Origin of the sequence: Pseudomonas oryzae, from assembly GCF_900104805.1 — a bacterium.
Lineage (GTDB): Bacteria > Pseudomonadota > Gammaproteobacteria > Pseudomonadales > Pseudomonadaceae > Geopseudomonas > Geopseudomonas oryzae.
This window is the reverse complement of record NZ_LT629751.1, coordinates 549982-562458: the sequence shown is the minus strand read 5'-3', so window position 1 is coordinate 562458 and position 12477 is coordinate 549982. Positions and strand designations below refer to the sequence as shown.

General features: G+C 61.5%; 13 protein-coding genes. 8 read left to right on the top strand and 5 right to left on the bottom strand.

The window, feature by feature from the left end; all coding sequences use genetic code 11:
* The first annotated feature begins 44 nt into the window (after positions 1-44).
* The 5 genes from BLT78_RS02715 to BLT78_RS02695 all read left to right on the top strand — a co-directional run bounded on the left by BLT78_RS02715 (position 45) and on the right by BLT78_RS02695 (position 7467).
* Positions 45-2021 carry a type I restriction-modification system subunit M gene (locus BLT78_RS02715; protein WP_090347506.1) on the top strand — a complete coding sequence of 659 codons (1977 nt, stop codon included), beginning with the start codon at positions 45-47 and terminating at the stop codon, positions 2019-2021.
* A complete protein-coding gene (locus BLT78_RS21245; protein ID WP_157719463.1) occupies positions 2018-3343 on the top strand; it encodes a restriction endonuclease subunit S in 1326 nt (441 codons plus the stop codon). Before BLT78_RS02715 ends, BLT78_RS21245 begins: the two co-directional genes overlap by 4 nt.
* A complete protein-coding gene (locus BLT78_RS02705; protein ID WP_090347505.1) occupies positions 3343-6543 on the top strand; it encodes a type I restriction endonuclease subunit R in 3201 nt (1066 codons plus the stop codon). The genes BLT78_RS21245 and BLT78_RS02705 overlap by 1 nt, the downstream gene beginning before the upstream one ends.
* 51 nt (positions 6544-6594) lie before the next feature.
* Entirely contained in the window at positions 6595-7185 is a 591-nt protein-coding gene (locus BLT78_RS02700) for a DUF6088 family protein (RefSeq protein WP_090347504.1), read from the top strand.
* A gap of 63 nt (positions 7186-7248) precedes the next feature.
* Positions 7249-7467 (top strand): BPSL0761 family protein, encoded by a 219-nt coding sequence (locus BLT78_RS02695; RefSeq protein WP_090347503.1) that lies wholly within the window; start codon positions 7249-7251, stop codon positions 7465-7467.
* Here BLT78_RS02695 and BLT78_RS02690 read toward each other — a convergent pair.
* Genes BLT78_RS02690 through BLT78_RS02680 form a run of 3 tightly spaced genes read right to left on the bottom strand, consistent with a single transcriptional unit; the run spans position 7464 to position 8511 of the window.
* On the bottom strand, positions 7464-7667 hold the full coding sequence (locus BLT78_RS02690) for a helix-turn-helix domain-containing protein (RefSeq protein ID WP_090347502.1): 204 nt from the start codon (positions 7665-7667) through the stop codon (positions 7464-7466). The genes BLT78_RS02695 and BLT78_RS02690 overlap by 4 nt on opposite strands.
* Before the next feature lie 49 nt (positions 7668-7716).
* The gene (locus BLT78_RS21910; protein ID WP_090347501.1) at positions 7717-8046 is read right to left on the bottom strand and encodes an RNA chaperone Hfq; all 330 of its coding nucleotides are present in this window, start codon (positions 8044-8046) and stop codon (positions 7717-7719) included.
* Between the two features lie 15 nt (positions 8047-8061).
* The gene (locus tag BLT78_RS02680) at positions 8062-8511 is read right to left on the bottom strand and encodes a hypothetical protein (protein ID WP_090347500.1); all 450 of its coding nucleotides are present in this window, start codon (positions 8509-8511) and stop codon (positions 8062-8064) included.
* Positions 8512-8601: 90 nt separating this feature from the next.
* Between BLT78_RS02680 and BLT78_RS02675 the strand changes: the two genes are divergently transcribed.
* Positions 8602-8913 carry a helix-turn-helix domain-containing protein gene (locus tag BLT78_RS02675; protein WP_090347499.1) on the top strand — a complete coding sequence of 104 codons (312 nt, stop codon included), beginning with the start codon at positions 8602-8604 and terminating at the stop codon, positions 8911-8913.
* A 69-nt stretch (positions 8914-8982) separates the two neighbouring features.
* Here the strand turns inward: BLT78_RS02675 and BLT78_RS02670 are convergent, their stop codons facing one another.
* Together BLT78_RS02670 and BLT78_RS02665 are read right to left on the bottom strand one after the other, a co-directional pair.
* Positions 8983-9348, bottom strand: coding sequence for a histone-like nucleoid-structuring protein, MvaT/MvaU family (locus BLT78_RS02670; protein WP_090347498.1), 366 nt, complete (start codon positions 9346-9348; stop codon positions 8983-8985).
* 46 nt (positions 9349-9394) lie between these two features.
* A complete protein-coding gene (locus tag BLT78_RS02665; RefSeq protein ID WP_090347497.1) occupies positions 9395-9955 on the bottom strand; it encodes a recombinase family protein in 561 nt (186 codons plus the stop codon).
* A gap of 233 nt (positions 9956-10188) precedes the next feature.
* Here BLT78_RS02665 and BLT78_RS02660 point away from each other — a divergent pair, with 233 nt between their 5' ends.
* Entirely contained in the window at positions 10189-11133 is a 945-nt protein-coding gene (locus tag BLT78_RS02660; RefSeq protein WP_090347496.1) for a chromate resistance protein ChrB domain-containing protein, read from the top strand.
* Positions 11130-12476 (top strand): chromate efflux transporter, encoded by a 1347-nt coding sequence (gene chrA, locus BLT78_RS02655; protein WP_090347495.1) that lies wholly within the window; start codon positions 11130-11132, stop codon positions 12474-12476. Before BLT78_RS02660 ends, chrA begins: the two co-directional genes overlap by 4 nt.
* Position 12477: the final 1 nt, after the last annotated feature.

The window sequence follows — 12477 nt, the reverse complement described above, 5'->3', positions numbered from 1 at the left end:
CAGCGGGTAAACTCCCCCTTTTGCCCCGCCAAGGACACGCCCCCGTGAACACGGAAAATCACTCCCAGACCGCCGCCTTCCTCTGGTCCATCGCCGACCTGCTGCGCGGCGATTTCAAGCAGTCGCAGTACGGTCGCATCATCCTGCCGTTCACCCTGCTGCGGCGTATGGAGTGCGTGTTGTCCCCGACCAAGGACGCGGTTCTGGCGCAGGCCCAGGAGCACTGGAACAAGCCCGATCTGGTGCGCGAGAAGCTGCTGCTGCGCGCTGCCGGCCAGCAGTTCTTCAACGCCTCCAAGCTGACCCTGGCCACTCTGTCCGAGCAGCAGACTGCTACCGACCTGATGAGCTACGTGCAGTCCTTCAGCAAGGACGCCCGCGAGATCTTCGAGCACTTCCATTTCGAGGACTTCGTCCAGCAGCTCGACAGCGCCAACCTGCTGTATGAGGTGGTGAAGCGCTTCGCCGTTGCCGATCTGAGCCCCGACCACATCAGCAACTTCGGCATGGGCATCATCTTCGAGGAGCTGATCCGCAAGTTCGCGGAAAGCTCCAACGAAACGGCCGGGGAACACTTTACCCCGCGCGACATCGTGCACCTGACCACCTCGCTGGTGGTGACCGATCAGGGCGACAAGCTCAAGCCCAACAGCATCGTCACCATCTATGACCCGACTGCGGGGACGGGTGGTTTTCTGTCCGAGGGCGACGAGTACATCCAGTCGATCAGCGACAAGGTCACCGTCTCCCTGCACGGCCAGGAGCTCAACCCCGAGTCCTATGCCATCTGCAAGGCGGACATGCTGATCAAGTGCCAGGACGTGGCCAACATCAAGCTGGGCAACACCCTGTCCGACGACCAGCTGGCCGGCAACACCTTCGACTTCATGCTCAGCAACCCGCCGTTCGGCGTGGAGTGGAAGAAGGTGCAGAAGCAGATCACCGACGAGCACACCGTCAAGGGCTACGGCGGCCGTTTCGGCCCCGGCCTGCCGCGCGTGTCGGATGGCTCGCTGCTATTCCTGCTGCACCTGGTCAGCAAGATGCGCGACCCGCGCGACGGCGGCTCGCGCATCGGCATCATCCTCAACGGCTCGCCGCTGTTCACTGGCGGCGCCGGTTCGGGCGAGTCGGAGATCCGCCGCTACCTGCTGGAGAACGATCTGGTCGAGGCGATCATCGCCCTGCCCACCGACATGTTCTACAACACCGGCATCGCCACCTATGTCTGGCTGCTCTCCAACTGCAAGGCGGACGAGCGCAAGGGCAAGGTGCAGCTGATCGATGGCAGCCAGCACGCCAGCAAGATGCGCAAGTCACTGGGCAGCAAGCGCCAGTACCTCGACGACGAACAGATCCGCGACCTGGTGCGCCTGTACGGCAGCTTCGCGGAAAACGCGCAGAGCAAGATCTTCCACATCGACGCCTTTGGCTACCGGCGCATCACCGTCGAGCGCCCGCTGCGCCTGAGCTTCCAGACCAGCGCCGAGCGCATCGTCAAGGTGACGGAAGAAAAGGCCATCCAGAAGCTCGACGCCGCCGCCCGCCACAAGCTGGTCGAGGCCTTGCAGTCCATGGATGCCAGCGCTCTGCACCGCAACCGCGAGCAGTTCAGCAAGCTGCTGAAAAAGACCCTGATGCTGCAAGGCGTCACCCCCGGCACGCCGGAGCTCAAGGCCCTGCTCAACGCCCTGGGCGAGCGTGACCCCGAGGCCGATATCTGCCTGACCAAGGGTCAGCCCGAGGCGGACAGCGGCCTGCGCGACTTCGAGAACGTGCCGCTTGGCGAATCGGTGTACGCCTACTTCGAGCGCGAGGTTAAGCCCCACGTGTCGGACGCCTGGATCGATGAGAGCAAGCGCGACGAGCAGGACGGCGAGGTCGGCATCGTCGGTTTCGAGATCCCATTCAACCGCCACTTCTACGTGTTCCAGCCACCGCGCCCGCTGGAGGAAATCGACCGCGACCTCAAGGCCTGCACCGACCGGATCAAGCTTATGATCGAGGAGCTGTCGGCATGAGCTTTCCGAAGTATCCGGCGTACAAGGATTCCGGGGTGGAGTGGCTGGGTGAAGTACCGAAGCATTGGGATGTTAGGCCTTTAAAGTGGCTTGTTGAGCAGATTACTGAGAAGGCAATCACATCAAGTTTTCAGGTTGGGCTGGAAAACATAGAAGGCTGGACTGGCCGCTTTATTGAAACTGATGCGGAGTTTTCGGGCGATGGGGTCGAATTTCAAAAGGGAGATGTCCTATTTGGAAAGCTGAGACCCTACTTGGCAAAGGTCTGGTTGGCTGACAGATCAGGGCAGGCGGTTGGTGATTTTTTCGTGCTCCGTCCTAACGCGATCAATTGTGAGTTTTTGCACAAGTACATCTTGTCTCCCTCTGTAATCGACGACCTCAATGCATCTACCATTGGGGCCAAAATGCCCCGGGTCGGTTGGGAAGACATGGCAGGCCTTGCTGTGGCATTGCCATCGTGTGAGGAGCAAATCCAGATTGCTCGCTTCCTCGACCACGAAACCGCCCGCATCGACGCGCTGATCGAGGAGCAGCAGCGCCTGATCGAACTGCTCAAGGAAAAGCGTCAGACGGTGATCTCCCATGCCGTGACCAAGGGCCTCGACCCGAGCGTGCCGATGAAAGATTCCGGGGTGGAGTGGCTGGGTGAGGTGCCGGCGCATTGGCCAGTCGTCCCATTTGGACTCGCTTTTGAATATCAGGAAGGCCCCGGCATCATGGCGGTCGATTTTAGGGATGAGGGCGTCCCCCTAATTAGAATCTCCGGCATCCAAGGTAGATGGGTGACGCTAGATGGATGCAATTATTTAGAGCCATCTAAAGTACAGGGAAAGTGGGCCCACTTCCGGCTGGACAAGGGGGATTTGATCATAAGTGGAAGTGCCAGTATGGGCTTGGTTAGTGAAGTGGGAGAGGATGTTGCCGGAGCGGTGGCCTATACGGGGCTGATAAAGCTCAAGCCTAGAGCGAAAATCTCGGTTCGGGATTTTATTCGGTCGGTGGTTGGCTCGTACCAATTCTATGCTCAGATTGATTTGTTAAAGGCAGGCTCGACAATCCAGCATTTTGGGCCGACACATCTCAGCCAAATGAAGATTGTGCTGCCGCCGGTTAACGAACAGGTTCAGATTGCCGCTTATGTGGCTGACGCAAGTGTTCAGTTTGATGAATTGCTAGGCGAGGCTGAGAAAACTAACGCCCTGCTCCAAGAACGCCGCTCCGCCCTGATCTCCGCCGCCGTCACCGGCAAGATCGACCTGCGCGGCTGGCAACCGCCAGCCAGCACGCCCGACCCCATCCGAGTACAAGAGACCGCGTAATGGCCGACAGCAAGGAAGCTCAATTCCAACAGGACATCATCAAGGCCATGACCGCCCAGGGCTGGCTCACCGGCCCGGCCAGCGGTTACGACCGGCGCAGTGCGCTGTACACCGAAGACCTGCTGGCCTACTTCAAGGAGGCCTGGCCGGAGCGCTGGGACAAGTTCGCCAAGGCCAACCCCAACGACCCGGACGGCGTGCTGGTACAGAAGGTGGTGCGCGCCCTGGAGCAGGACGGCACCCTGGAGGTGCTGCGTCACGGCTTCAAGCTGCCGGGGGTGAAGGTCGAGCTGTGCAGCTTCCAGCCCGACCACGGCATGAACCCGGATTCCCTGCACCGTTACCAGTGCAACCGCCTGCGCGTGGTGGCTGAAGTGTCTTATTCGCCGCACGTCCAGGATTCTGGCAAGAACTATAACCCCCGTCTGGATCTGGTGCTGTTCGTCAACGGCCTGCCGGTGGCGACCCTGGAGCTGAAGAGCGAGTTCAAGCAGTCGGTGGAGAAGGCCAAGCAGCAGTACCGCCACGACCGCCCGCTGAAAGACCCGCTGACCCGCAAGCCCGAGCCGCTGCTGACCTTCAAGCGCGGCGCGCTGGTCCATTTCGCCGTCAGCCAGGAAGAGGTGGCGATGACCACCCAGCTGGCCGGCAAGGACACCTTCTTCCTGCCCTTCAACATGGGCAGCGAGGAAGGCGGCGCCGGTAACCCGCTGCCGGCCGACGACAGCCAGTACGCCACCGGCTACCTGTGGCAGCGGGTGTTCCAGCCGGATGCCTGGCTCAAGGTGCTGGGCCGCTTCCTGCACCTGCAACGCAAGACCAGCGAGGGCTTCGACGGCCAGCTGACCACCAGGGAAACCCTGATCTTCCCGCGCTTTCACCAGTGGGAAGTGGTCAACACGCTGATCGACAGCACCCGCAGCGAAGGCCCCGGTCAGCGCTACCTGATCCAGCACAGTGCCGGCTCTGGCAAGTCCAACTCCATCGCCTGGACCGCGCACCAACTGGCAGCGCTGTACGACGCGGACGGCAACAAGCTGTTCAACTCGGTGATCGTCATCACCGACCGCACCGTGCTCGACAGCCAATTGCAGAACACCATCTACCAGTTCGAGCACGCCCAGGGCGTGGTGCGGCCGATCACTCGCGACATCGGCAGCCAGAGCAAGTCCGAGCAACTGGCCGAGGCCCTGGCCGCGCAGACGCGCATCATCATCGTCACCATCCAGACCTTCCCGGCGCTGTTCGATACCTTGGACAAGCATCCCAAGCTGGCCAGCGGTCGCTATGCGGTGATCGCCGACGAGGCGCACTCGTCGCAGACCGGCTCCTCGGCCAGCAAGCTCAAGGCCATCCTCGGCAGCGACGCGCCGGACGAGGGCGAGGAAATCAGCGCCGAACTGCTGCTGGATGCCGCCGTGGCCGCCCGCCAGCCGAACCAGCGCATCAGCTACTACGCCTTCACCGCCACGCCCAAGGCCAAGACTCTGGAGCTTTTCGGCCGCCGCCCCGAGCCGGAGCTGCCGGCCAGCGCGAGCAACAAGCCCGAGGCGTTCCATCTGTATTCCATGCGCCAGGCCATCGAGGAAGGCTTCATCCTCGACGTGCTGCGCAATTACACCACCTACAGCACGGCCTGGAAGATCGCCCACCCGGACGGCGCCGACGAGGAAGTGGACAGCAAGAAGGCTCGCCAGGCGCTGGCCCGCTGGGTGCGCCTGCATCCGTACAACATCGACCGCAAGGTCGAGATCATCGTCGAGCATTTCCGCGCCCATATCCGCCATCTGCTCGGCGGGCAGGCCAAGGCCATGGTGGTCACCAGCAGCCGCCAGGAGGCGGTGCGCTACCAGCTGGCAATGAAGGACTACATCAAGGCCCAGGGTTACCAGGACGTGCATCCGCTGGTGGCCTTCTCCGGCAGCGTGTTGCCGGACGCGGTGATCCCCGAGGAAGTGACCGAGAGCAGCAGCCTGTTGAATGCCGGCGTGAATGGTCGCGACCTGGCCGAGGCGCTCGACAGCCCGGACTTCAACGTGATGATCGCCGCCAACAAGTACCAGACCGGCTTCGACCAGCCCAAGCTGTGCGCCATGTACGTGGACAAGAAGCTCCAGGGCGTGGACTGCGTGCAGACCCTGTCGCGGCTGAACCGCACCTTCCCCGGCAAGGAAACCTTCATCCTCGACTTCTTCAACGACGCCCAGGACATCCTCGACGCCTTCCTGCCCTACTACACCAAGGCCGAGCTGAGCGATGTCACCGATCCGCAGATCGTCTACGACGTGCAGAAGAAGCTGGACGCCGAGGGTATCTACCACTGGGAAGAGGTCGAGGCCTTCGCCACCGCGTTCTTCGATCCCAAGGCACCAGCCAGCAAGCTGAGCTACTACAGCAAGCCGGCCCGCGAGCGCTTCGCTAAGCGTTACCAGTTCGGCCAGGAAGCGCGCCGCCAGGCGCTGGAGTTCAAGCGCACGGCCGAGCAGAACGGCGACAGCGCCGGCCTGAAGAAGGCCGAGCATGCCCTCAAGGAGGCCGGCGAGCAGATCGACCAGCTCGACCTGTTCAGGAAGAACCTGCTGAGCTTCGTGCGCCTGTACGAGTTCTTGTCGCAGATCGTCGCCTACGAGGATCGCGAGCTGGAGCAGCTCTGCGTGTTCGCCAAGCACTTGCACCCGCTGCTGCGTGTCGACCGCCTGGATCGGGACGACGTGGACGTCAGCGAACTGCAACTGACCCACTACCGCCTGACCAAACGTGCCGAGCATGACCTGCACCTGAGCGATGAACAGGGCGACTACAGCCTCGACCCGGCCAGCGCGGTGGGCAGCGGTAAGCCCCACGACCCGGAAAAGAAACAGCTCTCGGAAATCATCGAGGCGCTCAACGACATCTTCGGCGCCGAAGTCAGCGACGAGGACCAGCTGCACTTCCTCACCGGCATCGCCCAGCGCATCAGCCGCGAGGAAGACGTCATGGCCCAGGTCAACAGCCAACCCGCCGAACAGGTGATGCACGGCCTGTTCCCCAAGCGCGTGGAGGACATCGTGCTCGACGCCATGACCGACCACGAAAAGCTGTCGCTGGAAGTGCTCGACAACGTGGTCAAGAGCCGGGCGTTCGCCAGGGTGATCTACAAGCTGCTGACGACGGCGGGAGGGTTGGGCGGCGGCGACAACACCGGCAAGTTTGGTATGTAGCGTCGGTTGGCCCCCCATGAGCCGCACGCTTTCTGATGGCACGAATGCACCATGTCCATAGCCTCCACCCTCTGGCAACAGGTGAAATACCTGCCCAAGGGGCGACCGTTCAGCTCTCGACGTTTTGCAGGGCTGGGGTCACGCTCTGCTGTCGGCAAGGCGATAGCCCGGCTGGTGAGCGCTGGCGAGCTGGAGCGGGTCACGCGCGGGATCTACATGCGGCCGAAGATCAGTCCGCATGTCGGCCGTGTCCGCCCCAGTGCCTTGGCCGTGATCCGGGTCATCGCCAAGCAGAATCACGAAACGATCCAGGTGCATGGTGCCGAGGCTGCAAGGGCATTTCATTTGAGCACCCAGATGCAAACACAGCCCGTGCTGTATACGAGCGGCTCCAGTCGAGAGATTCGAATCGGAGCCCTGACGATACGGCTCCGGCACGTTTCCCCAGGAAAGTTGCAGCATGCCGGAAGCAAGGTGGGACTGGCCCTAGTAGCGCTTTTCTACCTGGGCAGGAATGGCGTGAATCCGACTTCTGTGGCGAAGATCAAGAGCGAGCTGACCCCGGCCGAACTCAAGCAGTTGGCAGCCTGCAAAATGCCCGCCTGGATGAGCAAGGCTCTGGCCGGCCCTCCGCCGGTCTGACTCCATGCACACATGGTCAGGCAGAGCACTTTGGCCAGATGAGATTGATACAAGGAGAACGGAATGACGATGCCGAGTGAGCGCACCCGCGCAATCATTCAAACCCGAGAGTTTCTGGTCGACCTGTCTCGTGACCAGGCGCTACCTGAGGCGGTGCGCACTGAGGCGCGTCGCCTGTTGCGCCATTACCCGGCCGCCGATGAAGTGCTGCTTGCCGGGAAGATGGAGGAGCAGCGCGGAGACGGCCTGCCGTGGGTTTTCCTGAGCTCCAGGATCGATTAGCCCTGTATCTCCGACACTGGAGGCAGGAGGGAAGCTGGATCGCAGCTCAGCAGGCTGGCGATGCGGTACAGCTTCTCGACGGTGATGTTCACATCGCCACGCTCGATGAGCCCTATATAGCTGCGGTCGATGCTGCAGGCCAGCGCGAGTGCATCCTGAGAAAGCCGACAGGCCTTTCTCTGCGTCCGGATTGCCTGCAATCCCGCTCAGCTCGAGATACTCCTTCCTGAAAAGAGTCAGTGTGCGCTGTCAAACTCCTTTCCTTGGGCTCCGAAGCTGTAAACGTCTACGCCTCCGCCTCTGCAGCGCCGTCCCCAACCCTCTGTATGGCAGGAAAAGTTCGAGGTTATCTTCGGCTCGAATATAAGCAACGCAGCTCTTGAGGATCATCCGTGGCTCTTTGTTCCGGCTTCGCCCACTGAGCAGGATTGATTTTCGATCATGCTCGCGCACGATACCGATGAACTGCACCCCTGATTCAAGGAAAACTGTCAATTGCTTTCCATGTGCCAGACAATGATCCAGAAATCTATTCTGCTCAATGACTGAGCGATCTATTTTACGGCACAACTCTTCCATGAAAACTCTCGCGGTTCAGCTGCTGCGAAGATGCTCGCCTGCGGAAAATATGACGTGAGAGGTTTGCAGGTCGGCATCCTCTGCATAGGGATGGGTACTGTAGCTTCGCCCCCCTTCAACTCTGTAGACATAGCCTAGTTGGTTGTCTTTCTCATCTGAAGCCACGCTCACCTCCACCAAGGGCTCCATCAGCCAGCGTTGACTGCCATTCAAGTGCCCCGGCGTGACCAGCAATGCCTGTGCCAACCAAGAGCGATCATCTTGCTCGTCGAGCAAGCGCTGAAGCGCTGGTACTGATGGAATCATCAGCATGCTGCTTATCCTGTCGTCACCCACTTCCCGGATGAACTCTATGTAAAACCACGGCCAGTGGACGTCTTGCTCGACGAACTGCCAATGCTGCACGCGGGTGTCACCAAAAAGCGTGCCCAGAGGCAGCTCCGCGTGTCGATACGTCATGAACATGGCTTTTCCTGCAAAAATATTAACTATAGTTAATGGCGATCCGACGTTCAAGACGGCTTCATCATCTCTTTTCCGGGGATGATGAAAAAGATGGAGCTGAAGACGGCGCTCGGCATGGCCCTGAGAAGGGCAAGGAAATCCAAGCAGCTCAGCCAAGAGGACCTGGCAGGCGTCAGCAGCCAGACCTACCTGAGCATGCTGGAGGGCGGCGCCAAAAGGCCGACACTTGAAAAGCTCGACGCTATAGCCTCTGCCATGGACGTGCATCCCCTGACGATCCTTGCTGACTGCTACCTGCTCCTGGATGAGAAGCTCACGCTGGATGAGCTTTTCTCCCGTATTCGCACTGAGCTCAGCCAGAGGGAGGCTCCCCCCAAGCCACCTGCACAGAGCTCAGCCTAGGCGTGCAGTCAGATACTCAGCAATTGCCTTGGTAGGTAGACTCATTTGTTTACCCACCAAGACCCACCATCAGTCCTGCCGCCACCCCTCGACGACCTCAGCCCCAAACTCAGCCTTCCAGGCCTTGAGCTGGGCATGGTTTGCACCCTTGGTCTCGATGCGCTTGCCGGTAACCGGCTGCACATACACCTTCACCTGGCGGGGGCGGCGCTGCGTCACGGAAGCCGGGGCAACCGGCTCAAGCTCGACCGGCTGCGGATTGAGGATGGCTACCACCTTCGCCAGATCCAGGCCGTACTCATCCATGAGCGCCTTCAGCTTCTCTTCGAACTCCATTTCGCTCTGCAGGCCGGCGTCTGCCTGGAGCTTCTCCAGCAGGGCCAGCTGTTCCTGCAGCTCACGCTCGACGCGGCGAAATTCGGCAAGTTTGGACATTTCATCTCCTTTGGTTTTGTAACGAAATCAAATTGGATGCGGACACCTACTCGCCGGCGCGCAGGTACTCATAGAGGGTGGCCCGGCTGATGCCGAACTCGCGGGCCAGGGCAGCCTTCGGCTCGCGGGCCTCAGCTCGTCGGCGCAGCTCGGCGACCTGGGTGCTGTTCAAGGCTGGCTTTCGGCCGCGATAGGCGCCGCGCTGCTTGGCCAAGGCAATTCCCTCGCGCTGCCGCTCGCGGATCAGCTCGCGCTCGAACTCGGCGAAGGCACCCATGACGTTCAGCAGCAGGTTGGCCATCGGCGAATCCTCGCCGGTGAAGGTCAGCCCTTCCTTAACAAACTCGATGCGCACACCGCGACCGGTGAGCTGTTGCACCAGGCGGCGCAGGTCATCCAGGTTACGGGCGAGACGATCCATGCTGTGCACCACTAGGGTGTCACCCTCGCGGATGTAACCGAGCAGCGCGTCGAGTTGGGGACGCTGGATGACCTTGCCGGAGGCCTTGTCGGTGAACACCTTGCTTACCTGGACGCCTTCGAGCTGTCGATCAGGATTCTGGTCGAGGGTGCTGACCCGGATGTAGCCGATACGCTGTCCGTGCATGCCGCCTCCAGGGTTAATGTGTATGGATGAACCTTAAAGAGCTGCTGGACATATGTCAAACAATGCAGAAAATGACCCTATCCATACACTCGGGAGTGGGCTTCCGGCGTGTATGGATAGGGTATGCCTCAAATTGACTAGCCACATGTGATTGCATGCGATTGAAGTTTTATCTATAACGCTGTGTATTATCTATTACACAGACAATCTCTTGCTGACCAAGGAGCCCGCACTTGAGCTTTCTCGCTCTTTTCGTGAGTCTGCCCACCAAGGCATCGACCGGCCGCATGCGTGTCTGGCGCTCCGTCAAGGCGCTGGGCTGCGCGACGCTACGCGACGGGGTCTATCTGCTACCCGACTCGGCCAACAGCGCTGCGACGCTGGGCGAAGTGGCGGCGCAAGCGGCGGAGGCCGGAGGCAGCGGCGAGGTCTATCGCCTGTCGGGCTGTGATGATGCCCAAGAGGCTACGCTACGCGCCCTATTCGACCGGGGCGAGGAATACGCCGGCCTCGCCGAGGAGATCAAGGAGCTTGGACGGAGCCTGGCATCCCTGGATGGCGCAGCCGCTGCGCGCAAACTCCAACCGCTCGTACGGCGCTTCGAGCAGGTGGTGCGCATCGATTTCTTCCCCGGCGAGGCGCAGCGGCAGACCTTGGGCCTGCTGGACGAACTGCGCGACGCGCTCACCCGCCGCATGTCTCCCGACGAACCGACTGCCCGACAGGCCGACATTCCCAGACTGGCGCGCGACGACTATCAGGGCCGCGTCTGGGCCACGCGGGCACGTCCTTGGGTGGACCGGCTCGCCTCGGCCTGGCTGATCCGGCGGTTCATCGACCCGGATGCCCGCATCGTCTGGCTGGCGAGTCCCTCCGACTGCAAAGCCGATTGGCTCGGCTTCGATTTCGATGGTGCAGCGTTCAGCCACGTCGGCACCAAGGTCACCTTCGAGACCCTGCTGGCGAGCTTTGGTCTGGAGTCGGCCCCTGCACTGGTGCGCCTGGGCGAGCTCGTGCATTGCCTGGATGTGGGTGGACTGCCTGTGGCACAGGCGCCGGGCATTGAGTCCCTGCTCGCCGGCCTGCGCGAATCCGAACCCGACGATGACACGCTGCTCGCCCGCGCGTGCGAAGTCTTTGACTGGCTACTGAAGAGTTACGAGGACAAAACGACATGAACGCCCAGACCCCGCCGCAGCTGCGGCCCGCCCATCCCTCGTTCTGGGAGGCCTTCGTTTACTGGCTAAAGCTCGGCTTCATCAGCTTCGGCGGCCCCGCCGGGCAGATCGCCATCATGCACCAGGAGCTGGTGGAGAAACGCCGTTGGATCTCCGAGCACCGTTTCCTACACGCACTCAACTACTGCATGCTGCTGCCCGGCCCGGAAGCGCAGCAGCTCGCCATCTACATCGGCTGGCTGCTCCACCGCACCTGGGGCGGCATAGTCGCCGGCGTGCTATTCGTGCTGCCGTCCCTCTTCATCCTCGCAGCGCTCACCTACGTCTACCTGGCCTTCGGCGACCTGACCTTCGTGCAGGGTGTGTTCAACGGCATCAAGCCGGCGGTGGTGGCCATCGTCGTCTTCGCCGCCTGGCGTATCGGCTCGCGGGCCTTGAAGAACAACGTCCTTTGGGCACTGGCGGCGGCCTCCTTCACGGCGATCTTTGTGTTCAATGTGCCTTTCCCCTACATCGTCCTGGCAGCCGGCATCCTCGGCTTTATCGGCGGCAAGCTGATGCCTGACAAGTTCAGGGTAGGCGGCGGGCATGGCGCCTCGGACAAGAGCTACGGGCCCGCCCTGATCGACGACGACACCCCGCCCATCGCCCATACCCGCTTCCGCTGGCCCTATCTCATCACCCTCGTGCTGGTGGCGCTGGCGCTCTGGGGCGCGGCCATGGCCTTGCTGGATAACCCGGTATTGAGGGACATGGGCGAGTTCTTCACCAAGGCGGCACTCATGACCTTCGGTGGCGCCTACGCCGTGCTGCCCTATGTCTATCAGGGCGGCGTCGAGACCTACGGCTGGCTGACCGGCACGCAGATGATCGACGGCCTGGCGCTGGGGGAAACCACGCCGGGGCCGCTCATCATGGTGGTGTCCTTTGTCGGCTTCGTCGGTGCCTGGACCAAGGAAGTCTTCGGCCCGGATGCGCTCCTGCTCGCCGGCTTCGCCGGTGCCTCGGTGGCTACCTTCTTCACCTTCCTGCCCAGCTTCGTCTTCATCCTGGCCGGGGCACCCTTGGTGGAGTCCACCCACGGCGACCTGAAGTTCACCGCGCCGCTGACCGGCATCACCGCCGCCGTGGTGGGCGTGGTGCTCAACCTAGCCCTGTTCTTCGGCTGGCATGTGATCTTCCCGAGGGCGACCGAGACCGCGCCATTCTCCGGCGGCTTCGAGTGGTTCTACGCATTGGTCTCTGTGGTGGCCTTCATTGCTCTGTGGAAGTACAAGCAGGACATCATGAAAGTAATCGGCGCCTGCGCCGTCATCGGCCTTGTTTACACCTACCTCGCGTGAG